At 61.7% G+C, this 22,627-nt stretch carries 23 protein-coding genes and 1 pseudogene; 15 read left to right on the top strand and 9 right to left on the bottom strand.

The window, feature by feature from the left end; all coding sequences use genetic code 11:
* Window positions 1–22 precede the first annotated feature (22 nt).
* A complete protein-coding gene (gene argH, locus PspCFBP13509_RS06360; RefSeq protein ID WP_137211708.1) occupies window positions 23–1,417 on the bottom strand; it encodes an argininosuccinate lyase in 1,395 nt (464 codons plus the stop codon).
* A gap of 389 nt (window positions 1,418–1,806) precedes the next feature.
* On the opposite strand from argH, the pseudogene PspCFBP13509_RS32095 reads away from it, so the two are divergent.
* The 8 genes and pseudogenes from PspCFBP13509_RS32095 to PspCFBP13509_RS06330 form a co-directional block, all read left to right on the top strand.
* Window positions 1,807–1,923: pseudogene (locus PspCFBP13509_RS32095) on the top strand (sensor histidine kinase); the annotation flags it as partial.
* Window positions 1,920–2,666: a LytR/AlgR family response regulator transcription factor gene (locus PspCFBP13509_RS06355; protein WP_065926678.1), complete on the top strand. Its 747-nt coding sequence runs from the start codon at window positions 1,920–1,922 to the stop codon at window positions 2,664–2,666. The pseudogene PspCFBP13509_RS32095 and the gene PspCFBP13509_RS06355, both read left to right, overlap by 4 nt.
* 137 nt (window positions 2,667–2,803) lie before the next feature.
* Entirely contained in the window at window positions 2,804–3,745 is a 942-nt protein-coding gene (gene hemC, locus PspCFBP13509_RS06350) for a hydroxymethylbilane synthase (RefSeq protein WP_065926677.1), read from the top strand.
* Window positions 3,742–4,500 (top strand): uroporphyrinogen-III synthase, encoded by a 759-nt coding sequence (locus tag PspCFBP13509_RS31640; RefSeq protein WP_065926676.1) that lies wholly within the window; start codon window positions 3,742–3,744, stop codon window positions 4,498–4,500. The genes hemC and PspCFBP13509_RS31640 overlap by 4 nt, the downstream gene beginning before the upstream one ends.
* An 18-nt stretch (window positions 4,501–4,518) precedes the next feature.
* Window positions 4,519–5,643 carry a uroporphyrinogen-III C-methyltransferase gene (locus PspCFBP13509_RS31635; protein ID WP_065926675.1) on the top strand — a complete coding sequence of 375 codons (1,125 nt, stop codon included), beginning with the start codon at window positions 4,519–4,521 and terminating at the stop codon, window positions 5,641–5,643.
* 5 nt (window positions 5,644–5,648) lie between these two features.
* Window positions 5,649–6,890 (top strand): heme biosynthesis protein HemY, encoded by a 1,242-nt coding sequence (locus PspCFBP13509_RS06340; protein ID WP_065926674.1) that lies wholly within the window; start codon window positions 5,649–5,651, stop codon window positions 6,888–6,890.
* Window positions 6,891–7,126: 236 nt separating this feature from the next.
* Window positions 7,127–7,648 (top strand): disulfide bond formation protein B, encoded by a 522-nt coding sequence (locus tag PspCFBP13509_RS06335; RefSeq protein ID WP_065926673.1) that lies wholly within the window; start codon window positions 7,127–7,129, stop codon window positions 7,646–7,648.
* A 209-nt stretch (window positions 7,649–7,857) separates the two neighbouring features.
* Window positions 7,858–8,316, top strand: coding sequence for an Rsd/AlgQ family anti-sigma factor (locus PspCFBP13509_RS06330; RefSeq protein ID WP_027608335.1), 459 nt, complete (start codon window positions 7,858–7,860; stop codon window positions 8,314–8,316).
* Window positions 8,317–8,368: 52 nt separating this feature from the next.
* Here PspCFBP13509_RS06330 and PspCFBP13509_RS06325 read toward each other — a convergent pair whose 3' ends face one another.
* A complete protein-coding gene (locus tag PspCFBP13509_RS06325; RefSeq protein WP_137211707.1) occupies window positions 8,369–9,046 on the bottom strand; it encodes an FKBP-type peptidyl-prolyl cis-trans isomerase in 678 nt (225 codons plus the stop codon).
* Window positions 9,047–9,238: 192 nt separating this feature from the next.
* Between PspCFBP13509_RS06325 and PspCFBP13509_RS06320 the strand changes: the two genes are divergently transcribed.
* Window positions 9,239–10,240 (top strand): AlgP family protein, encoded by a 1,002-nt coding sequence (locus PspCFBP13509_RS06320; RefSeq protein ID WP_137211706.1) that lies wholly within the window; start codon window positions 9,239–9,241, stop codon window positions 10,238–10,240.
* Here PspCFBP13509_RS06320 and PspCFBP13509_RS06315 read toward each other — a convergent pair.
* A complete protein-coding gene (locus PspCFBP13509_RS06315; protein ID WP_065926671.1) occupies window positions 10,237–10,701 on the bottom strand; it encodes a TIGR02444 family protein in 465 nt (154 codons plus the stop codon). The two genes, PspCFBP13509_RS06320 and PspCFBP13509_RS06315, sit on opposite strands and share 4 nt — an antisense overlap.
* Window positions 10,702–10,751: 50 nt before the next feature.
* Between PspCFBP13509_RS06315 and PspCFBP13509_RS06310 the strand changes: the two genes are divergently transcribed.
* The 3 genes from PspCFBP13509_RS06310 (at window position 10,752) to PspCFBP13509_RS06300 (ending at window position 13,958) form a co-directional block, all read left to right on the top strand.
* Window positions 10,752–12,662 (top strand): ATP-binding cassette domain-containing protein, encoded by a 1,911-nt coding sequence (locus PspCFBP13509_RS06310; protein WP_065926670.1) that lies wholly within the window; start codon window positions 10,752–10,754, stop codon window positions 12,660–12,662.
* Window positions 12,662–13,234, top strand: a complete 573-nt coding sequence (locus PspCFBP13509_RS06305) for a mechanosensitive ion channel family protein (RefSeq protein ID WP_003176850.1) — start codon at window positions 12,662–12,664, stop codon at window positions 13,232–13,234. The genes PspCFBP13509_RS06310 and PspCFBP13509_RS06305 overlap by 1 nt, the downstream gene beginning before the upstream one ends.
* Before the next feature lie 91 nt (window positions 13,235–13,325).
* On the top strand, window positions 13,326–13,958 hold the full coding sequence (locus PspCFBP13509_RS06300) for a LysE family transporter (RefSeq protein ID WP_027608340.1): 633 nt from the start codon (window positions 13,326–13,328) through the stop codon (window positions 13,956–13,958).
* Window positions 13,959–14,109: 151 nt separating this feature from the next.
* Here PspCFBP13509_RS06300 and PspCFBP13509_RS06295 read toward each other — a convergent pair whose 3' ends face one another.
* From PspCFBP13509_RS06295 to PspCFBP13509_RS06280, 4 genes are read right to left on the bottom strand one after another with little or no spacing between them, the layout of a single operon-like run.
* Window positions 14,110–14,850, bottom strand: coding sequence for a penicillin-binding protein activator LpoB (locus tag PspCFBP13509_RS06295; protein WP_065926669.1), 741 nt, complete (start codon window positions 14,848–14,850; stop codon window positions 14,110–14,112).
* Window positions 14,851–14,853: 3 nt separating this feature from the next.
* Window positions 14,854–15,441 (bottom strand): penicillin-binding protein activator LpoB, encoded by a 588-nt coding sequence (lpoB, locus tag PspCFBP13509_RS06290; protein ID WP_027608342.1) that lies wholly within the window; start codon window positions 15,439–15,441, stop codon window positions 14,854–14,856.
* A gap of 35 nt (window positions 15,442–15,476) precedes the next feature.
* On the bottom strand, window positions 15,477–15,848 hold the full coding sequence (locus PspCFBP13509_RS06285) for a YcfL family protein (protein WP_015886478.1): 372 nt from the start codon (window positions 15,846–15,848) through the stop codon (window positions 15,477–15,479).
* Window positions 15,849–15,858: 10 nt separating this feature from the next.
* Window positions 15,859–17,253 carry a COG3014 family protein gene (locus PspCFBP13509_RS06280; RefSeq protein ID WP_137211705.1) on the bottom strand — a complete coding sequence of 465 codons (1,395 nt, stop codon included), beginning with the start codon at window positions 17,251–17,253 and terminating at the stop codon, window positions 15,859–15,861.
* A gap of 268 nt (window positions 17,254–17,521) precedes the next feature.
* Here PspCFBP13509_RS06280 and PspCFBP13509_RS06275 point away from each other — a divergent pair, with 268 nt between their 5' ends.
* Both PspCFBP13509_RS06275 and PspCFBP13509_RS06270 read left to right on the top strand, forming a co-directional pair.
* Window positions 17,522–19,417, top strand: a complete 1,896-nt coding sequence (locus PspCFBP13509_RS06275; RefSeq protein WP_137211704.1) for an FTR1 family protein — start codon at window positions 17,522–17,524, stop codon at window positions 19,415–19,417.
* 1 nt (window position 19,418) lies between these two features.
* Window positions 19,419–19,874 carry a YaiI/YqxD family protein gene (locus tag PspCFBP13509_RS06270; protein WP_065926879.1) on the top strand — a complete coding sequence of 152 codons (456 nt, stop codon included), beginning with the start codon at window positions 19,419–19,421 and terminating at the stop codon, window positions 19,872–19,874.
* 29 nt (window positions 19,875–19,903) lie between these two features.
* Here PspCFBP13509_RS06270 and elbB read toward each other — a convergent pair whose 3' ends face one another.
* Complete coding sequence (elbB, locus tag PspCFBP13509_RS06265) at window positions 19,904–20,569, bottom strand: isoprenoid biosynthesis glyoxalase ElbB (protein ID WP_065926666.1); 666 nt, start codon at window positions 20,567–20,569, stop codon at window positions 19,904–19,906.
* 116 nt (window positions 20,570–20,685) lie between these two features.
* Between elbB and PspCFBP13509_RS06260 the strand changes: the two genes are divergently transcribed.
* A complete protein-coding gene (locus PspCFBP13509_RS06260) occupies window positions 20,686–21,921 on the top strand; it encodes a sterol desaturase family protein (protein WP_065926665.1) in 1,236 nt (411 codons plus the stop codon).
* On the opposite strand, the gene PspCFBP13509_RS06255 is transcribed toward PspCFBP13509_RS06260, so the two are convergent.
* Complete coding sequence (locus PspCFBP13509_RS06255) at window positions 21,902–22,540, bottom strand: DedA family protein (RefSeq protein ID WP_065926664.1); 639 nt, start codon at window positions 22,538–22,540, stop codon at window positions 21,902–21,904. The genes PspCFBP13509_RS06260 and PspCFBP13509_RS06255 overlap by 20 nt on opposite strands.
* Window positions 22,541–22,627: the final 87 nt, after the last annotated feature.

Raw genomic sequence — 22,627 nt, 5'->3', positions numbered from 1 at the left:
GGTTGCCCCCCTCCCACCTTTTTCAGCGGCTGGCGAGCAGGGCCTGGCCGCGCACGACCGCAGCCTTCACCTGCGCCGGCGCGGTACCGCCCACGTGGTTACGGGCATTCACCGAGCCTTCCAGGGTCAACACGGCAAACACGTCCTGTTCGATCTGGTCACTGAACTGGCGCAGCTCTTCCAGGCTCATTTCCGCCAGGTCCTTGCCGGTGTCGACGCCGTATTTCACCGCATGGCCAACGATCTCGTGACAGTCGCGGAACGGCAGGCCACGGCGTACCAGGTAGTCCGCCAGGTCAGTCGCCGTGGAGAAACCGCGCAGGGCCGCTTCACGCATGATCGCGTGCTTGGGCTTGATCGCCGGGATCATGTCGGCAAACGCGCGCAGCGAGTCGCGCAGGGTGTCGGCGGCATCGAACAGCGGTTCCTTGTCTTCCTGGTTGTCCTTGTTGTAGGCCAAAGGCTGGCCTTTCATCAGGGTCAGCAGGCCCATCAGTGCGCCGAATACACGGCCGCTCTTGCCACGCACCAGTTCGGGCACGTCGGGGTTTTTCTTTTGCGGCATGATCGAGCTGCCGGTGCAGAAGCGATCCGGTAGGTCGATGAACTGGAATTGCGCACTGGTCCACAGCACCAGCTCTTCGGAGAAACGCGACAGGTGCATCATCGCGATGCTGGCGGCGGCGCAGAATTCGATGGCGAAGTCGCGGTCGGACACGCCGTCCAGGGAATTGCCGCCGACGGCGTCGAAACCCAGCAGTTGTGCGGTGTACTCACGGTCGATCGGGTAGGTGGTGCCGGCCAGGGCTGCGCTGCCGAGCGGCATGCGGTTGGCGCGCTTGCGGCAATCCACCAGGCGCTCGTAGTCGCGGCTGAGCATCTCGAACCAGGCCAGCAGGTGGTGGCCGAAGGTCACGGGTTGTGCGGTTTGCAGGTGGGTGAAGCCAGGCATGATGGTGTCCGCCTCACGCTCGGCCTGCTCCAGCAAGCCTTTCTGCAAGCGGGTGATTTCGGCCAGGATCAGGTCGATTTCATCGCGCAGCCACAGGCGGATGTCGGTGGCCACCTGGTCGTTACGGCTACGACCGGTGTGCAGTTTCTTGCCGGTCACACCGATACGGTCGGTGAGACGGGCCTCGATGTTCATGTGCACGTCTTCCAGGTCGACACGCCAGTCGAACGTACCGGCTTCGATCTCACCACGGATGGTGGTCAGGCCATCGATGATGCTGTCGCGCTCGGCGTCGGTCAGCACGCCGACCTTGGCCAGCATTGTCGCGTGGGCTATGGAGCCCATGATGTCGTGGCGGTACAGGCGCTGGTCAAAGGTGACGGAGGCGGTGAAGCGGGCGACGAAGGCGTCGACGGGTTCACTGAAGCGGCCGCCCCAGGACTGGTTGGTCTTGTCGGTGCTCATGGGTTCGCTCGTGGTCTGCTTATTAAGAGGCATGAAAGTGTGCCGGCGATAATAACAGGGTTGCCCTTGGAGGCGGTGCCGCGGGTCGTCGGCATTTTTATTTGTGCAAAGGATGGCTAAGTGCCTTGCCGCCGACCGCGTCCGGGACGAGACTGGAGACAGGTGCTTATTGATACGATATTTGACGATTGAGCAATATCGTCTCGGCGAGCGTCTACAGTTGGACTGATAGTGTGTGAATGCACCAAAGTCGGGTAATGCGGTCAGAGCCTGACTATCCATTTAAAAGGGGGGTATTCGGATTGTGTATCAGCAAACCCTACGACGATGCCCGAAGGCAGCAGGTCTTGGGCGCTATTGAACAGGTCCGGGTAAATATGGGTGCCGCTGTCAGGGCACTTTTTGCCGCTCGCGCTAGTCTTAGCGTGGATCGCTGTGACGCAAGTCACCGCACCTGTCTACGCTATCCTTGTGCGAGACTCACGCAGGAATCCAGCGCTATATGAATGTCCTGATCGTTGATGACGAACCCCAAGCCCGCGAGCGACTGAGCCGTTTGGTCAGTGAACTCGAGGGTTATACAGTCCTTGAACCGAGTGCCACCAGCGGCGAGGAGGCGTTGACGTTGATCGACAGCCTCAAGCCGGACGTGGTGTTGCTCGATATCCGCATGCCGGGCCTCGATGGCCTGCAAGTGGCTGCCCGCCTGAGTGAGCGCGAATCGCCACCTGCCGTGGTGTTGTGTGCCGCGCAAGAAGAGTTTGCCGCGCAGACACTGGAAGCCAGTGGTGTCAGCTTCGTAGTCAAGCCAGTGACTGCCGAGGCCTTGCTCAGGGCCCTGAAGAAAGCCGAACGTCCCAACCGCGCCCAACTCGCTGCCCTGACCCAGCCAGCCGCCCAAAGCGGCAACGGGCCGCGCAGCCATATCAGCGCCCGCACACGCAAAGGCATCGAGTTGATCCCCTTGGACCAGGTGGTCTACTTCATTGCCGATCACAAGTACGTGACCCTGCGGCATGAGGCTGGCGAAGTGTTGCTCGATGAGCCGCTCAAGGCCCTTGAGGATGAATTCGGTGACCGCTTCGTGCGAATCCACCGGAACGCGCTGGTGGCCCGTGAGCGAATCGAGCGCCTGCAGCGCACGCCCCTCGGGCACTTTCAGTTATTCCTCAAAGGGCTTAACGGGGATGCGTTGATCGTCAGCCGGCGCCATGTTGCCGGCGTGCGCAAGATGATGCAGCAGCTTTAGCCCAAGGGTTTTGGCAAGCCTGCATTCATTATCCCGGTGCGACGTGGCCAGGGAGGCCCCGCACTTGCTGATTCAAATCAAAGCGTATTTGCCTGAGCTGTTATTATCTGCCGTATCTATTCAGTACGGATTGATCCATGTCCTCTCGCGAAATCCGCATCGCCACCCGTAAAAGCGCCCTGGCCTTGTGGCAGGCCGAATACGTCAAAGCACGCCTTGAGCAGGCCCATCCCGGCCTCAAGGTGACCCTGGTGCCCATGGTCAGTCGCGGCGACAAGCTGCTCGACTCGCCGCTGTCGAAGATCGGCGGCAAGGGCCTGTTCGTCAAGGAACTGGAAACCGCGCTGCTGGAAAACGAAGCCGACATCGCTGTGCACTCAATGAAAGACGTGCCCATGGACTTCCCCGAAGGCCTGGGCCTGTTTTGCATCTGTGAGCGTGAAGACCCGCGTGACGCCTTCGTTTCCAATACCTTTGCGTCTTTGGATGACCTGCCCCTGGGCAGCATTGTCGGTACCTCCAGCCTGCGTCGCCAGGCACAGCTGTTGACCCGTCGTCCGGACCTGCAGATTCGCTTCCTGCGCGGCAACGTCAACACCCGCCTGGCCAAGCTCGATGCCGGTGAGTATGACGCGATCATCCTCGCCGCCGCCGGCCTGATCCGTTTGGGCTTCGAAGACCGCATCACCTCGGCCATCAGCGTCGAAGACAGCCTGCCTGCTGGCGGGCAAGGCGCCGTGGGCATCGAATGCCGCACTGCCGACCGTGAAATCCACGCGTTGCTCAACCCCCTGGATCACTACGAGACCGAAGTGCGTGTCACGGCCGAACGCGCCCTGAACAAGCACCTCAACGGTGGCTGCCAGGTGCCGATCGCCTGCTACGCCGTGCTCGAAGGTGAAAACCTGTGGCTGCGTGGCCTGGTTGGGGATCCGGATGGGGGCACTCTGCTGACTGCTGAAATCCGTGGTCCGCAGCGTGACGCCATCGCCCTGGGTGTCCAGGTGGCTGAAGAGCTGCTGGACAAGGGCGCTGGCGCCATTCTGCAAAAAGTCTACGGCGAGGCCGGCCCGCAGTGACCGGTTGGCGCGTGCTGCTGACACGGCCTGCCGAGGAGTCGGCGGCCCTGGCGGCGGCGTTGTCCGAAGCCGGTATCTTCAGCAGCAGCTTGCCTTTGCTGGACATCGAACCGTTACCCGTTACCCCCGAACAACAGGCCGTCTTCGGTGATCTTGGCCGCTACTGTGCAGTGATCGTGGTGAGCAAACCGGCCGCGCGGCTTGCCGTGCAGCAGTTGGATCAAGCCTGGCCGCAACTGCCGTGGTTCAGCGTCGGTGCGGCCACCGCGCAGGTCCTGGCTGATCACGGCCTTCCCGTTCACTATCCCCAAACCGGCGACGACAGCGAGGCCTTGCTTCAATTGCCTGCGTTGCGCGAGGCTATCGCACGGCCCGGTGCGCGGGTGTTGATCCTGCGCGGCGAGGGGGGGCGGGAGCTGCTGGCTGAGCGTTTGCGCGAGCAAGGTGCTAGTGTCGACTACTTGGAGTTGTATCGTCGTTTCCTTCCGGCCTACGACACCGGTGTACTGACCCGGCACATCCAGTTGGAACGCTTGAACGGCCTGGTGGTCAGCAGTGGGCAGGGTTTTTTGCACCTGCAGGCCCTGGCCGGATCCGATTGGCCACAGGTGGCGCAGCTGCCGTTGTTCGTGCCCAGCCCGCGAGTCGCCGAGATGGCGCGGGCCGCTGGCGCAGAAAAAGTTGTGGATTGTCGCGGCGCGAGTGCCGCGGCTTTGTTAGTGGCGTTACGGAGTCATGCCGTTCCCACTCTCTGATACGCAAAGGACGGATACGTGAGCGAAACAGCCTTGCCTAAAGATGAAACCCAACCCGCACTTGATGCGTCGGTTGAGTCACCGGTCACCGCGCCGCGCCGCGGCAATGGCCTGGCAGTTGTCGCCCTGCTGCTTGGCGCTGCGGGTGTTGCCGCCGGCGGTTGGGGTCTCTGGCAGGTTCGTGCCCTGCAAGCCAGCAGCCAGCACCAACTGGGTCAAGTGCAGACCCTGGATGACCAATCCCAGGCCCTCAAGCAAAGCCAGCAACAACTGGCTGCACGCCTGGCGCAACTGCCGGGTGCGGATGAGCTTGAGGAGCGCCGTCGGCTGGTGGCCCAGTTGCAGGGTGACCAGCAGCGCTTGAGCCAGCGCCTGGAAACCGTGCTGGGTGCCAGCCGCAAGGATTGGCGCCTGGCTGAGGCCGAGCACCTGATTCGCCTGGCGAGTTTGCGCTTGTCTGCCTTGCAAGACATCAACAGCGCCCAGGCCCTCGTCCAGGGCGCCGACGAGATTCTTCGCGAGCAAAGCGATCCGGGCTCCTACGCTGCCCGCGAGCAGCTGGCCAAGAGCCTTGCCGCGTTGCGCAGTACTGAGCAGCCGGATCGCACCGGGCTGTATCTGCAATTGGCGGCCTTGCGTGATCAGGTCGTGCAACTGGCGGCCATTGCCCCTGAGTATCAACTGACCGAGCCCGCATCCCAGGGGCGTCCGAGCACCGATACGGACAGCCGTTGGAGCCAGTGGTGGGAGCAGATTTCCCGTTACTTCCGCATCGACTTCAACCCCGACGACAACATTCGTCCACTGCTCGCCGGTCAAGGCCTGAACCAGGTACGCCTGGCCCTCAGCCTGGCCCTGGAGCAAGCACAATGGGCGGCGCTCAATGGTGAATCGGCGGTGTACAGCCGCTCCCTGGGTGAGGCTCGCAGCGTGTTGCAGGACAACTTCAACCAGGACAACCCGCAGAGCAAGGCGATGCTGGCGCGTATCGCCGAGCTTGAGCCCAAGGCTGTCTCGGTGGTGACCCCGGACCTGGCGGCGAGCCTGGCTGCGGTGCAGGCGTACCTCGAACGTCGTCATCTGTCTGCTGACGAAGCCAAGGCGGCATCCACGCCGGCGGCCACGTCGGCGAAGCAGGAGTAGAGCCGATGAAGCGTTTCTATGTGATCCTGGTGCTGGCGATTGCAATCGCCCTCGCACTGGCCGTGGGCATTTCGAAACACACCGGCTACGTGCTGATTACCTATCCTCATGTGCTGCACTACGAGTCGAGCCTATGGGCTACCGTGGTGGCGGTGTTTGTCTTCGCCCTGGCTATCTACTTGATCCGCGTATTGCTGAGCCTGGTCACCACCTCGGGTGGCGTGGTCAACCCGTGGTCACGACGTAACCGCAGTCGCCGCGTGCAGATCGCCATTGAACAGGGCCAGATGGACCTCGCCGAAGGCCGTTGGGCCAGTGCCGAACGTCACCTGCACCGTGCCGCCGAAGCCGAGCGCCAGCCATTGCTGTACTACCTGGGCGCGGCCCGGGCGGCGAATGAGCAGGGCCGTTATGAAGAGTCGGACGGTTTGCTCGAGCGCGCCCTGGAGCGTCAGCCCCAGGCCGAGCTGGCGGTTGCCTTGAGCCATGCGCAGTTGCAATTGGACCGTGGCGATACTGACGGCGCGCTCACCACCTTGCAGGCCATGCACGAGCGTCATCCCCACAACGGCCAAGTGCTGCGCCAATTGCAGCGTCTGCACCAGCAGCGTGGCGACTGGTCGTCGGTAATCCGCCTGTTGCCGGAGCTGCGCAAGGATAAGGTACTGCCCGCCGGCGAATTGGCCGAATTGGAGCGGCGTGCCTGGGGGGAGAACCTGAGCCTGGCGGCCCAGCGCGAAGAGCAGGGCGAAGCCGGCCTGCAGTCTCTTGAGCGGGCCTGGCAACAGCTCACTTCCGCCCAGCGCCAGGAGCCGCAACTGGTCCTGGCCTATGCCGAGCAACTGCGTCAATTGGGCGCCGATGCCAAGGCGGAGGAGGCGTTGCGCGGTGCCATCAAGCGCGGCTACGACAGCCACCTGATTCGTCTCTACGGCCTGCTGCGCGGCAGTGATCCTGCCCGGCAATTGAAGTTTGCCGAGGGCTGGCTAAAGGACCACCCGGGCGATGCCAGCCTGTTGTTGACATTGGGTCGTCTGTGCCTGCAAAACAGCCTGTGGGGCAAGGCGCGTGATTACCTGGAAAGCAGCCTGCAGGTGCAACGTAATCCCGAGGCCTGTGCCGAACTGGCGCGGCTGTTGGCGCAGTTGGGCGACACCGAGCGCAGCAACCAGTTGTTCCAGGAAGGCCTGGGCTTATTGGATAACCGCTTGCTGGCGTCTCCGCTGCCAGTTCCTGCCCGAGTTTGATGCAGGAAGAAGTCTAGGGTTGGCTCAGATATTTCTGATGACCAGCCCTTCAATGCTGCGCATATGCCGGCCCTGAGGGGCTTTGAAGCAAACTCCTACGTTCATGCGCTTCAAGTCTTCCATTCTCTGACGGGATGTCCCTACGTTCTCACGGAATCGTCTGCTCTGGCGCGTATTGAAAGGGGTCAGGCCTTTCCTCTAACGTAACGACCTATCTCTCGCGATGCGGATAAAGCATGTCTTTGGCCCCTTCACGCTCCTTGTTTTTCCTTGCGTTCATGGCGGGTGCGCTGACGTTGGGTGCGTCCTTCTATCTTGAGTTCGGTGCCTCGTTACGCCCTTGTTTCCTGTGCCAGATGCAACGGGCCTTTCTGGCTGCCTTCACGCTGATCAATCTGGTCGCCGCTATCCACAACCCCAGGCGTTCCACTTTTTACTTGTACGGGTTTACGAGCATGGTCTGTGCGTTGCTGGGTGCCATCACCGCCGTACGCCAGGTGCTGCTGCAAAATGCCGCAGCGGATCAGGCCGCCGATTGCTGGCCCAGTCTCAGTCACATGCTCGAGAACCTGTCGCTGTGGCAGGCGTTGCAATTGACGGTCGAAGGCACGGTCGATTGTATGGAAATAAGCTGGACGCTATTTGACCTGAGCCTTCCCGAGTGGAGCCTGTTGTTCTTCCTGGGCATGTTGATCCTCGGTGTCATGCAGTTTTCCCGACTGTTCTTGAGCCGTCCGTTGCGCTCAGCGGGCCACTGATCGGAGGCCGCAGTTTGTAGGACGGGATTAAACACTTGTATGAACTTTCTCTCCTGCGTACCTTGAAGCCATAGTCATGGGGGCATAATCTGGCCCGCACGCGTTATTGAAACCGTTTGTCAGACGCGGCCTTGTCCCGCTGCTGTTTTATCCTTGAAGTGTTGCGCGGGCATCAGGCGGCAGCGCCCCTATAGGGAAGAGAGATCATCATGCTGGAAAGTTGTCAGAATGCTCAGGAACGCTGGGGTGGGGTGCACAAGCTGATCGACAGCTGGTTGAAGGCACGTCACGAACTGGTTCGGGCCTTTGATGCTCTCGGCGCGAAGCCCGAGGCCCTGGCTGAGAATCGCAAGCCGTTGCAGGAGTTCTGTGAAGTGTTGGTGGACTATGTGTCTGCTGGCCATTTCGGTGTCTACGAGCAGTTGACCAAAGAGGCGGAAGCCTTCGATGATAAGCGTGGTCTGGAACTGGCCGAGACCCTTTACCCGCGTATCGATGTCATCACTGAGAAACTGCTGGCGTTCACCGACCTGTGTGATGCCGGCCAGTGCGTTGCTGAGAAATTCAAGGAGTTGGGTGGCCTGCTCCATGAGCGTTTCGAACTGGAAGATTGCCTGATCGAAGTGCTCCACAACGCCCATAAGGAAGAAGCTGTCCCCCAGGCCTGACCTTTGCGGGCGAGATAAGAACGGTGCGCATGGCGCACCGTTTTTTATTGGCTCAATGACGGGTGCCGAGTAATTCGATCTCGAATACCAGTGGCGTATACGGCGGGATCAGCTCGCCGGCACCGTCGCCTCCATAGGCTTGGGCCGATGGGATCACGAGGCGCCATTTGGCCCCGACCGGCATCTGCTGCAACGCGCTGCTCCAGCCGCTGATCACACTGTCCAGGCGAAACCACTGGGGTTGTGTGCTCTGATCGAAGACCGTGCCATCGGGCAATCGTCCAACGTAGTTCACCTGGACCTGATCATTCGCGCCAGGCTTGTTACCAGTGCCGGGTGTCAGTTCCGTGAGCAGGATGCCATCGGCCAACTCGCGCACCCCTTTCACGGCTTTTTCCTTGGTTAAAAACTGCTGCTCGGCGGCGAGCGCCTTTTCGCTTTTAGGCGCTTGGGCGTCGGCTTCGGCCTGCGCTTCGTGCTCGGCAAGAATCTGTTCGATGCGCGTGTTATCCAACGCCAGCGGCTTGCCTTGATAGGCTTGCTTGAGGCCGTCGATCAAGGCCTGGATCTGCAGGTCCGGGACTTCCTGGCGCAGGCGCTCACCGAGGCTGGCGCCCAGGCTGTAGGCGAGGTCGTGCTGGTCTTGGGGCGTGGTTTTTGACGGTGATTGCTCGCTCGCATTGGCCGTGGAAATCGCCAGGCCCAGCACAAGGAAAAGGTAACGCAACATGGGCATTCTCCTGCCGAAAGTGCGACGGATTATGCCAGTGCGAGTGCGTAAAAAGTGCCGCGTGTTTTCGTTATATCGATAAGAATTTTCGCACGTTGCAACGCAACGCAAACGATACTGTCAACATGCCCTAGCGGCGGTAAGAGCAGAGGGCTAGTATGAGCCGCACCCACGTCAGCCAGGAGGTAAACCATGTCGGCCAAACAGAAGCCTGTAAATACCCCGTTGCATTTACTCCAACAATTGTCGGGCAGCTTGCTCGAACATCTGGAAAGCGCATGTTCCCAAGCGTTGGCCGATGCAGAAAAACTGCTCGCCAAGCTGGAAAAACAACGCGGTAAAGCGCAAGAAAAGCTGCACAAATCCCGCACCAAACTGCAAGACGCCGCCACTGCCGGCAAGGCCAAGGCACAAGCCAAAGCCAAAGACGCGGTAAAAGAACTCGAAGACCTGCTGGATGCTCTCAAGGATCGTCAAGCTGAAACCCGCACCTACATTTCCCAACTCAAAAAAGATGCTCAAGAAAGCCTGAAACTGGCCCAGGGCGTTGGTCGTGTGAAGGAAGCCGTAGCTAAAGTGCTGGGTGCCCGTGCTCCGGCTAAAGCGCCAGCCAAGCCAGCGGCTAAAACCGCTGTTGCAAAACCAGCCGTGAAGCCAGCGACCAAAACTGCTGCTGCAAAGCCAGCCGTGAAGCCAGCGACCAAAACTGCTGCTGCAAAGCCAGCCGCGAAGCCAGTTGCTAAAACCGCTGCTGCGAAACCAGCCGCGAAGCCAGTTGCTAAAACCGCTGCTGCGAAACCAGCCGCGAAGCCAGCGGCTAAAACCGCTGCTGCGAAACCAGCCGCGAAGCCAGTTGCTAAAACCGCTGCTGCGAAACCAGCCGCGAAGCCAGCGGCTAAAACCGCTACTGCGAAACCAGCCGCGAAGCCAGTTGCTAAAACCGCTGCTGCAAAGCCGGCCGCGAAGCCAGTTGCTAAAACCACTGCCGCCAAACCAGCCGCCAAACCTACTGCTGCAAAACCGGCTGCAAAGCCAGCCGCCAAGCCAGTTGCAAAGCCTGCTGCTGCGAAACCAGCACCGGCCAAGCCAGCAGCACCTGCTGCTACCCCGGCAGCGACCACCGCTCCAACCGCATCGGCCAGCAGCACCCCTGCACCGGTAGCGCCAAGCACCACCCCAACCAGCGCTTCCTAAGTGCCGGTGATCATGACGCGCAGCTGCTGCAGCGCGTCATGGTCAAGGTTGGCGGCATCCTCAGCCGCCAGTCCTTCCAACCACCGCGGTTGAGTCATCTCCCCTTTCGGCCATGCCTGCGTCAACGCTTCCAGGCGCGTCAGCAATTGCCGTTCGGCATCCAGTTCCAGGGCTTTGACCCGCTCGCGCAGCGCCGCCAGTTGCTCATCCTGCTGCACCTTGGCACGCCATTGCACACGCAACTGCCGCAAGGGTTCGATCACCTGCGCCTGCCACGGCCGGGCCAGCTGTTGCAGGGTGCGCATACGCTCCGGCTCAAGTGCCACGCCCCGCTGTTCCAGCCACGCGCCGCAGAGCAACAGGCACACGTCCGCCCCTTGCTCCTGCAAGCGCAGGCAGGCGGCTTCGACGCCCGGGCGGGCGTAAGTCGAGAGAGCAAAGCTCCACAGGTCAGCGTTCATATTCACACCCAAGCCAGCGGCCAACGAAGCTGGTAGACTCCGCCGCCATTATGATCCGACTTCAAAGCCTAACATTACAGCGTGGCCCGCAACGTCTTCTCGAAGACGCCGAGCTGACCCTGCACGCCGGTCACAAAGCCGGCCTGATCGGTGCCAACGGCGCCGGCAAATCCACGTTGTTCGCCCTGTTGCTGGGTGAGCTGACCCCGGATTCCGGGGACTGCTTGCTGCCGGCCGACTGGCGCATCGCCCATATGCGCCAGGAGATCGACACCCTGGACCGCATCGCGATCGACTACGTGCTCGATGGCGACCTGCGCCTGCGCCAGGTGCAGCACGACCTGGCCGAGGCCGAGAAAGCCCAGGACGGCGCCGCCCAGGCCCGCCTGCACGCGGAACTCGACAGCGCCGACGGCTACACCGCCGACGCCCGCGCCCGCAAGATGCTTGCCGGTCTTGGCTTCACCAACGAACAGATGGATCGTCCGGTCGCCGACTTCTCCGGTGGCTGGCGCATGCGCCTTAATCTGGCCCAGGCGCTGATGTGCCCCTCGGACCTGCTGCTGCTCGACGAACCGACCAACCACTTGGACCTCGATGCGATCCTGTGGCTGGAGGACTTCCTCAAGAGCTATCAGGGCACCTTGCTGCTGATTTCCCACGACCGGGACTTCCTCGACGCCGTGGTCGACAACATTGCCCACGTCGAACAGAAGAAGATCACGCTCTACCGTGGCGGCTATACCGCGTTCGAACGGGCGCGTGCCGAGCGCCTGGCCCAGCAGCAGCAGGCGTTCGAGAAGCAGCAGGCGCAGCGCGCGCACATGGAAAGCTACATCGCCCGGTTCAAGGCCCAGGCCACCAAGGCCCGCCAGGCCCAGAGCCGGATCAAGGCCCTGGAGCGCATGGAAGAACTGTCGGCGGCCCACGTCGATTCGCCGTTCGACTTTGTGTTCCGCGAATCGGTGAAAATCTCCAGCCCGTTGCTGGACCTCTCGGATGCCCGCCTGGGGTATGGCGAGAAAACCATCCTGGAGAAGGTCAAGCTGCAGCTCACCCCAGGTGCGCGCATCGGTTTGCTCGGCCCGAACGGCGCGGGCAAGTCGACGCTGATCAAGAACCTGTCGGGCGAGCTGCAACCCCTGGCCGGTCGTTTGACCCGTGGCGAGAACCTGGTGGTGGGCTACTTCGCCCAGCATCAGTTGGACTCCCTCGACGCCAAGGCCAGCCCGTTGCTGCACCTGCAACGCCTGGCGCCGACCGAGCGCGAGCAAACCCTGCGCGACTTCCTCGGTGGCTTTGACTTCCGTGGCGCGCGCATCGATGAGCCGGTGCTGAACTTCTCCGGCGGCGAAAAAGCCCGCCTGGCCCTGGCGTTGATTGCCTGGGACCGCCCGAACCTGCTGCTGCTCGACGAACCGACCAACCACCTCGACCTGGAAATGCGCCTGGCGCTGACCATGGCCTTGCAGGAGTTCAGCGGTGCGGTCCTGGTGGTGTCTCACGATCGCCACTTGCTCAAGAGCACCACCGACAACTTCCTGCTGGTAGCGGATGGCAAGGTCGAAGAGTTCGACGGCGACCTGGACGACTACGCCCGCTGGCTCACGGACTACCGCCTGCGCAATGCGCCGGTCAGCAACACCCCGGTCAACCCGGACAAGACCGATAAGAAAGCCCAGCGCCAGGCCGCTGCCGCACTGCGCCAGCAGTTGGCGCCGCACAAGCGCGAAGCCGACAAGCTTGAGGCCGAGTTGGGCAAAGTGCACGAGCGCCTGGCCAAGATCGAAGCCAGCCTGGGCGATAGCGCCGTGTACGAGGCTGCGCGCAAGGATGAGCTGCGCGACCTGCTGGCCGAACAGGCCAGGCTCAAGGTGCGCGAAGGGCAATTGGAGGAAACCTGGATGGAAGCCCTCGAACTGCTGGAAACCCTGCAAGCGGAGCTGGAGGCGCTGTCCTGATGGAAGCCTTGCAACTGCCGTTGCCTGCGCAATGGATCGAGCCTGTATGGATCGGCGTGCAAATCCTGCTGATCCTGCTGGCCGGCTACCTCGCCCAGCGGTTTGTCGCCAAGGGCCTGACGCGCCTGGGTGAGCGCTACCCGTTTCCGCCACAACTGCTGATGCCCCTGCGTGGCGGATTGCGCTGGCTGATCATGGGCAGTGCGTTGATCTTTGTGCTGGGCCGGCTGGGTGTGTCCGCCACGGTGTTGTGGACCGCGCTGTCGGGGTTTGTCGCAGTGGCGGCAGTGGCGTTCTTCGCCATGTGGTCGGTGTTGTCCAACCTGCTGTGTGCGATCCTGATCTTTACCGTCGGACCGTTTCGCCTCGGTGACATCGTCGAGTTGGTGGATACCGTCGACAAGCCCGGCGTGAAGGGCAGGGTAGTGGCGATCAACTTGCTCTACACCACACTGATCGAAGTGGAAGCGGCAGGCACCGACAGCGCCATCGTACAGGTGCCTAACAGCCTGTTCTTCCAGCGCTCGGTGCGGCGTTGGCCCGGCACCCATGTGTTCCCTGGCGACCGCTAGCATTTACCGCGTGTAAAAATCTATAGCCAGCCTCTGCTCGGCGGAGTTAGCTTAAGGCCCGACAATCGCTGACTCTTCCCCGAGGTGTGCTATGGCACTCGACACGTGGCTGGCCTTTTTCCTGGCCAGTTGGATCATCTCCCTTTCCCCTGGCGCCGGCGCCATCGCTTCGATGTCCAGCGGCCTGCAATACGGCTTCCTGCGCGGTTACTGGAACGCCATTGGCCTGCAACTGGGCCTGGCCATGCAGATTGCCGTGGTAGCGGGCGGTTTGGGTGCCATTCTGGCGGCGTCGTCGACCGCGTTCTATGCGATCAAGTGGTTTGGCGTGGCGTACCTGGTGTACCTGGCCGTCAAGCAATGGCGTGCCTTGCCCATGGACATGGCCGATGACGCGGCGATACGCCCGCTCGGCAAGCCGATGGCGATGATGTTCCGTGGTTTCCTGGTCAACGCCAGCAACCCCAAGGCCCTGGTGTTCATGCTGGCGGTGCTGCCGCAGTTCGTGAATCCCCAGGCGCCGTTGCTGGTGCAGTACCTGATCATCGGTGCGACGATGATCAGCGTCGATATGATCGTGATGGCGGGGTACACGGGGTTGGCGTCGAAAGTCTTGCGCCTGTTGCGCACGCCCAAGCAGCAGAAGCGTGTGAACCGCACGTTTGCCGGCTTGTTCGTGGGGGCTGCGGGTTTCCTGGCCAGCTTGCATCGCGCAACGGCGTAAACCTCGGTACCTCTGAAGAAACCGAGTTAAAAGTGTGGGAGGGGGCTTGCTCCCGATGGCGGTGTCTCAGTTACAGCTAAGCTGACTGACACCCTGCTATCGGGAGCAAGCCCCCTCCCACATGGGTTGTGTGTTTCCAAAGGATTACCCTTCAGCGCAGGATCTTCGGCGCTTCATCCCTTGGCAGGTTATTGCGCAACACCGGCTGGCCAGGCTCTTGATAGCCGCCGCCCAACTGTTCCGCCAGTTGCCGTGCCACGTCCTCACCCAGCGCCTTCGACACTTCCTTCACCACCCGCGGCCGGTTCAGGCTCACGCGTATGTCGCGGCTGTTCACCAGCTTGGTGTCCTGGCCTTCGCCCATGGCGGTAAACGCCGAGGTGATTTCGTAGGTGCGGGTGTTGATCAGGCTGAAATCCGCCACCAGCGTCAGGCCCAGCACCGCCGAGTAGCTGTTGGTGTGGTCCAGGGCGTTGATGTCCTGGGTGAAGTCGATGTCTGACAGCGTACCGAACAGCACATAGTCCGCGCCCTTGAAGTGACCGGCCTTTATGCGCTTGATCACGTCATAGACGTCACCCTTGGCATCGGCGGTGTAGGGCGTGCCCTGCACCAGCTGGAACTGGCGGGACTTGAGAATCTCCCCCTTGATATCACCGCTGAACTTGCGCAGCTCGGTTTGTTCGATGTAGCTGCTACGGCTCTCGTACTCGCTGTAGTTCGATGCACCGCTGGCGTTGTAGCTGCTTGCCTGGAAGTTGTTGCTGGCCGAAACCTGGTGGATGTACTCCTCGACCTGCGCCTGGTAGGCCAGGTCGGTCACCGCAATCTTGGGTGCAGCCGAGGCGCCAAAGGCGCACAACAGGCCGATCAAACCGATCCATGCACGCATTGCCTAGCGCTCCGTGGTCTTGCGGATTTCTTTTTCGTCCATCCATTCGGCCAGGCCGCTCTCGACGTCGATCAGCTGCAGGCTGAACTTGTAGAACACGTCCTTGTAGTCCGAGCTGCGCTTGACGATGGAACTGATGGAGCCTTCCAGGCGGTACTTGGCGGCGACCATGTTGCCGGTCTTGCTGACGCTGGACTTCTTGTACAAGCCGCTCTGGTTCTGCAGCTTGAGCTGGTCGACCTGGCTTTGCATGTCGGTGTTGTCACTGGCGAAGCGTGCGGTGCCGGTCTTCATCAGCTGGGTCTTGATCGACGTGGTGATCTCACGGGTGTCGATGTACTCGCTGGTCTTGTTCTTCACGTCATACACCTGCACCACCGGGCGGCCTTGCAGGATGCCGGACTGGGCGAGGGAGCGGGTCATGCTTTCGGCGATCATCTGCAGGTCGGTGGAGCCGAACTCGTTGGTCACCAGTTCCACGGCCTTGGTGTCGCCGTAGCTGATGTTTTTACCACCCAGTACCGGGGAGGTATTCGCGCAGCCGCTGGCCAGGACGGCAACCACGGCGAGAATCGAGAAGCGTGCAAGCATGGGGAAATCTCTCAGCAGCAAAAAGAATGAACGGCTCAAGGGGTTTTGACTTCAAGGCGGAAGTCCGCGGCCTGGGGCACATTGGCAATGGCGGGCAGGAAGGTCGCCTGGTTGGCGTACAGGTTCAGCACTTTCCAGGTCTCTTCATCGCCCACCGGGAAACCATCGGCGCCCAGCCAGGCGAAGCGGTAATACATCATCTGGTTACTGCTGGTGATATTGCTCAGTTGCACCTTGGCGGTGAGGAAGCCGTTCTCGCGGGCCACACGAATGGCGCCGACCGCGATGCCCTTGAACTTGCCCATCACCACGATCTTGCTCGCGGCGCTGCCAGGCTCCGGTGGTGGCGGGGTGGCGCAGCCGGCAAGCAGGACCAGCGCCAGTGCGCCGAGGATAAAGTGACGCATAGGGTGCTCCTTAAGGTTGTTTGAGGGCGATGGCCTGGGTTGTCGTGCCGGGCAGCACATGGGCGGCGAGGCCACCGGCGAACACTTGGTTGCCGACCACGCGCAGGGTGATCACCTGGTAGCGCTGGTCGGCCTTGATCGTTACCAGCGTGCCACCCAGGGCGTTGGGCAGGCTGACCTGGTGTTCACCACGCTTGAGGCGCAGACGCGTGACTTGGGTCATGTCCGGCAGGGTGCGCCAGGTGCGGGTGTCGGCGCCTTCGGTCACGGCCGAGGCGATACCCAGTACCAGGCCTGCCATGGGGTTGGTCTTGTTCAGGTTGTTCTGCGCCACACCACGGCTTACCGCACGCACGGTAGTGCGCAGGATGATGCCTGGCATGTCGTCACGCAGGGCGCGGCGGGACATGGCCGTGGTGCTGTTGAGCGCCGTGAGGTTCTGTTGCTGGCCGTCGACACCGATCTGGGCAAAGGTCGCTGTGGAGGTGTCGGCCTTGATCACCGGGAACGACAGCGGGGTGATCACCAGATTGCCATTGATCGGGATCGGCAGCGGCAGGCGGATCGAGTCGCGGGCGGGGGCGAGGCCGCTCTGCACTACGATCAGCACGTCGGTTTCGTCACTGCCGACCTTGGATTTGTCCAGGTCGAGCAGCGCTTTTTCCAGCAGTGGTGTGTTAGGGCGCAGCTCGACGGCCTTGCGATAACCGGGGGCTGCCAGGTCTTTTTCGCCCAGGGCTTCGTAGACGAAGCCGGCCAGGTAATGGCTGAACGCACTCTGGTAGCTGTTCTTCAGGCCGACCACCTCCGGCGCGTCGAGGGCCTGCACCGGGTAGCCGTGCAGGTCCTTGATCCGGGTGGTCACGCCCTGTTGCTCGGCTTCGTCTTCGCGCTTGAGGTATTCCTTGTCGCGCAGGTCGGCGATCACCGCTTCGCGTTCGTGGGTCTTCTTGATTTCGGTGCGTGCACCGTCGAAGTCGTTCAAGGCCAGCAGGTTCAGGGCCATCTGCGTGGTCAGCATGACTTTTTCGTAGTCATAGCCTTCGTAGCGACGCACCTTGTCATTGGCCAGGAAGCTGCCGAACTGGGAAAGGTATTTTGCGCTGTCGAACTTGACCGACTCTTCCCACTTGTAGACTTGCAGGTCGGCGCTGCGCCAGGCGGTCTGGCTGCCGGTCAGGTCGCCCTTGGCCCGCAGCAACTCGCCCTTTTCGAAGAAATACAGCAGGTCTTTGTCTTCGCCGGTGTTGTTCTTTTCCAGCAGGGTCAGGGCGGCGTCGACATTGCCGGTGGCGAGTTGCTGGTTGGTGGCTTGCAGCTCGGCGTCGTAGCTGCGGAACATTGAACAGCCGCTGAGCAAAGTGACTGCCGCGAGCGCGAGCGGAGGTAAGGCGCGAAAAACCATGTCACTTCTTCCCTGAAAGTAGTCAACCAATATGGTTATTCCTCATAAAACCGAGGAACGAAATTCCCTTTCGCACTAACAGGGCGCGGCATTATAAGCATCGTTACTGGCAAAACAATGGCTTTTTGCCTCGATTGAGCTGACAGCGATGTCAGTAACCCATCTCCAAAATGCCCCGTCCGCCCACACGACAAATCACTAACGCCTTGAGTCAAACCCTTTAACGCTTAACAATGTGTTACTTCGTATTTCCACTTGAGATTCATTCATGACTGGCCCCTTCCGTTTTCTCGCCTGGCTGCTGTTGCCGGCATTGATGTCGTGCAGCTTCAACCTGCTGGCCGCGACTGCCGAGGGCGCTCCACAAGCCCTGCATCTGCTGGACTACATTGGCGCCGACTACCCACCGACGGTAGAGGCGGGCAAGGTGGTGGATGATTCGGAATACCGCGAGCAGGTGGAGTTTCTTGGGGGCTTGCAGGGGTTGGTGGCGGATTTGCCGCAAAAGCCTGAGCGCGCGGAACTGGTGAAGGGGGTCGAGGAACTGCTGGCGGCTGTCACCGCTCATGCAGACGGCGCGACCGTCGCTCGCCAGGCCCGCCAGTTGGGCGCCAAGCTGGCAGTCGCGTATGAAGTCAGCCAAGCCCCGGCCATCACGCCCGACCCAACGCGCGGCGCACCGCTCTACGCCCAGCACTGTTCGGTGTGCCACGGCACTGCCGGTGCCGGCGATGGTCCGGCCGGCGTGGGGATGACGCCGCCTCCGGCCAACTTGACGGATGCTGCGCGCCTGGATCGCCTGAGCCTTTACGCGATCTACAACACCCTGGGCCTGGGTGTCGAAGGCACTGACATGCCGTCCTTTGCTGACCAACTGGACGACCGCCAGCGTTGGGACCTGGCCACCTACATCGCCGGCTTCACCGCCGACCCGGCTGCGGCGAAAAGCGAGCAGCCCTTCAACCTCGCCGACCTGGCCCGCCAGACGCCTAATGAAGTGCTGGCCGCAAACGGCCCAACCGCTGCCGCGACCTTCCGCGCCCAGCGTGCGCAACCGCCGCAGGTCAAGCGTGGCCCGGCGCAGTTGCTCGATTACACCGCCAGCACCCTGGACAAGAGCCTCGCAGCGTTCCGTAACGGTGACCACGAGCAAGCCTATGATTTGTCGGTGGCGGCGTACCTGGAAGGCTTTGAGCTGGTGGAAAGCTCACTGGATAACGTCGATGCCAACGTGCGTAAGGACACCGAGAAGGCCCTGATGGCTTACCGGCAGTCGTTACAGGACGGTCTGCCGATCGAGCAGGTGCAGCAGCGCCTGGACGTGGCCAAGGGCAAGCTCACCGAGTCCGCAGGCTTGCTGGGCAGCGATGGCTTGAGCTGGTCGTTGAGCTACATTTCCGGTCTGCTGATCCTGCTGCGTGAAGGCCTGGAAGCCATCCTGGTGCTGGCGGCGATCCTGGCGTTCCTGCGCAACACCGGCCAGCAATCGGCGGTGCGCAGCGTCAACATCGGCTGGGGCCTGGCACTATTGGCCGGCTTGGCCACCTGGGCATTGGCGGCGTATGTGATTGATGTCAGCGGCGCCCAGCGCGAATTGCTCGAAGGCTGCACGGCGCTGTTCGCCAGTGTGATGGTGCTGTGGCTTGGCGTGTGGATGCACGACCGCCGCCATGCCGCGGCGTGGCAGGACTACATCAAGAGCAGCCTGGTGGGCGGCGGTGGGCGTTTCGGTTTTGCGATATTGGCGTTCTTCTCGGTCTACCGCGAGCTGTTCGAAGTGATCTTGTTCTACGAAACCCTGTGGCTGCAAGCGGGCCCGGCCGGGCACAACGCGGTGCTGGCGGGTGGTGCCACGGCGTTGGTGCTGCTGGTGGGCCTGGCCTGGGTGATCCTGCGCGGTTCGGCGAAACTGCCGCTGGCGCTGTTTTTCGGCATCAATGCGGGGCTGTTGTGCGCGTTGTCGGTGGTGTTCGCCGGGCATGGCGTCAAGGCGTTGCAGGAAGCCGGCATCTTCGGCACGCGGCCAGTGGCGTTCTTTGACTTCGACTGGCTGGGCATCCACGCCGATGCGTACTCGTTGAGCGCACAGGCCGTGGCGATCCTGGCCATTGTGGTGCTCTATGGCCGCAGCCGGCTGGCAGAAAAGCAGCGAGTGGCGGCATAACATGCGCGTATGGATCGATGCAGACGCCTGCCCCCGGGCCGCCAAGGAGCAGGTGGTGAAGTTCGCCCTCAAGCGCCAGTTCGAGGTCGTCCTGGTGGCCGGCCAAAGCCAGATCAAGCCGAGCTTCTCGTGCGTGAAGTTGATCGTGGTGCCCAGCGGCCCGGACGCAGCAGATGACTATCTGGTGGAGCACGCAGTGCCCGGCGAACTGGTGATCTGCAGCGATGTGCCCCTGGCCGACCGCCTGGTGAAGAAGGGCGTCACGGCCCTCGACCCTCGGGGCAAGGAGTTCAGCCCGGCGAACATGAGTGAGCGATTGGCGGTGCGCAACCTGTTTACCGACCTGCGCGAGCAGGGCCAGATGGGCGGTGGACCACCGCCCCATGGGGAGAAGGACAAGCAGGCGTTTGCCAACTCACTCGACAGGATACTGACGCGGTTAATGCGCCAGTCCTGATCCGTTGGAGAGGGAGCCCGGCATCCCCACTAATCGTTCTCGTGAGTCAGCTCCAGCACCCGGTCCACCAGCTTGTTGATGCCTGAGGCCACTTCACTGATGCTCTTGCCGAGCATATAGGCGGGCGTACTGACCAACTTGCGTGCGGTGTCCTCGACAATGTCTTCCACGCTGCATTCCTGGTGGGTGGCGCCCATCTTGTCCAGGGCCGCGGCAGTGTCGGTGTCGTTGCCGATGGTGCAGGTCACGCCCGGGCCGTAGATCTTCGCGGCCAGGGCCGGCGAGATGCAGATCAGCCCCACCGGCTTGCCCGCTTCGGCAAAGGCTTCGGCCAGTTCCAGCACTTGCGGGTTGACGCTGCAACCCGCGCCCTCGACGGCAAAGTTGGACAAGTTCTTCGCCGCACCGAACCCACCGGGTACGATCAGCGCATCGAACTCGTCGGCGTTGGCGTCTCGAATATCCTTAATCTCGCCCCGGGCAATGCGGGCCGACTCCACGAGCACGTTGCGCGACTCGGGCATTTCCTCGCCGGTCAGATGGTTGATCACATGCAACTGGGCGATATCGGGTGCAAAACACTGGACCTGAGCACCGCGCTGATCCAGGCGCAGCAGGGTGATCACGCTTTCGTGGATCTCTGCGCCGTCGTACACGCCGCAGCCGGAAAGGATCACTGCAATCTTTTTGCTCATGGGCATTTCTCCTGGAGTCTTGGCGTTAAATGTCTACTAATTTGTCACCTGTTGCCAATGGGATCTCGCGCTGCTGCACCTAATCTTGATGTAACAAAAATAGACCGGACCAGACCATGGACTTCGTGCCTTACGCGGTACCGTTTTTCATTGCCTTGATTGTGGTGGAGCTGCTCGCCGACCGTTGGCGTGGCCAGCGCAACTACCGGGTGGCGGACGCCATCAACAGCCTCAGCACCGGCGTGCTGTCCACCACCACCGGGCTGTTGACCAAGGGTATGGGGCTGCTGACCTACGCGTTCGCCCTCAAGCACCTGGCGTTGATCGAACTGCCTGCCCACAGCGTCTGGACCTGGGTATTCGCCTTTGTGTTCTACGACTTCTGCTACTACTGGCTGCACCGGATGGGGCACGAGCGCAATATCCTGTGGGCCGCGCACTCGGTGCATCACCAGAGCGAGGACTACAACCTCAGCACCGCCCTGCGCCAGACCAGCACCGGCTTCCTGCTGAGCTGGATCTTCTACCTGCCCCTGGCCGTGCTTGGCGTACCGCTGGTGGTGTTTATCAGCGTGGCGTCCCTCAACCTGTTGTATCAATTCTGGGTGCATACCCGGCACGTGCCCAAGCTTGGCTGGTTCGAGTGGTTTTTCGTCACGCCCTCCAATCATCGGGCCCACCATGCACAGAACGCTCTCTACATGGATCGCAACTACGGCGGTGTGTTCATTCTTTGGGACCGGCTGTTCGGCACCTTCCAGGAAGAAGACGACAACGAGCCGGTGATTTTCGGCGTGACCACACCCTTGGCCAGCTGGAATCCGTTATGGGCCAACCTGCAGTTTTATGCACAGCTTTGGCGTGATGCACGGCGTACCGAAAGTAAGTGGGACAAGCTGCGCATCTGGTTCATGCGCACCGGTTGGCGCCCGGCGGACGTGAAGGCCAAATACCCCGTGGCCAAGCCGGATTTGAGCCAGTTCCGCAAATTCGACGTGCCACTGGACGCGCGCCAACAGGTCTACATCGCCCTGCAGTTCGCGGCGTATGTGGGGTTTGGCAGCTATTTGATGAATGTCGGCGAGGGTCTGCCCAGCGCAGCGCTGATTGTCGGCTGGGGGGCGATGGCGCTTGGATTGTTCACCCTGGGGGTAGCCCTGGAGAATCGCCCGTGGGCGTTAAAGGCAGAGCTGATACGCCTGGCGCTGAATGTGCCGTTGGTGTGGCTGGCGCCGGTGGTCGGGCTGTGGCCGGCCAGCAACCTGGGCTGGCTGGGCCTGGTGAGCTACAGCCTGCTCAGCGTGATTGGCCTCTACTGTTGCAGGGGCCGGCTTACTCGACTGGTGTCTTAGGCGCTTCTACCGGGACGGGCTCGGTGGCGGCGAGCCGCGCCTTGGCATCGGCACAGGCCTGGCGGGCGATACGGGCGTTCTTGAAGCGGCGGCGCAGCCACAGGCCAAAGCCCAGCAGCAGCAAGGCGCCCAGTACCCATAGCTCGTATTTCTTGACGCTGCCCAGCATGCCTTCCAGTACCGCGCCGAAATGATAAGCCGCAGCGCCCAGGGCCGCCGCCCAGATTGCAGCACCTATACCGTTGAGGATCAGGTAGCGCAGTGGCGGGTAGCCTGACAGGCCGATCGCAACAGGCATTACCGTGCGTAAGCCGTAGACAAAGCGGAAGCTCAGCACCCAGATATCCGGGTGCTTGCGGATATGTTCCAGGGCCTTGTCGCCCATCAATTGCCAGCGCGGCTTGCGCGCCAACAGTTTGCGGCCGTGCTTGCGCCCCATGTAATACCAAAGCTGGTCGCCGGCGTAGCTGCCGAAGAAGGCAACGACCACCACCAGGTTGATATCCATGTACCCACGGAACGCCAGGAAGCCTGCGAGAACCAGGATGGTTTCGCCTTCGAAGAACGTGCCTAGGAAGAGGGCAAAGTAGCCGAAGTCATGCAGAAATTGTTGAAGCATGGTCTGGGTGCTGGCGAAATGAACGCGCAGCCTACGCCTTCGTGAACATTCATGAAAGTATCGAGATGTGTCACGAAGTGAACAATT

It is taken from the genome of Pseudomonas sp. CFBP13509 (assembly GCF_005233485.1).
Classification (GTDB): Bacteria; Pseudomonadota; Gammaproteobacteria; order Pseudomonadales; family Pseudomonadaceae; genus Aquipseudomonas; species Aquipseudomonas marginalis.
The sequence above is the reverse complement of the archived record's forward strand: the minus strand, read 5'-3'. Positions and strand labels throughout refer to the sequence as shown.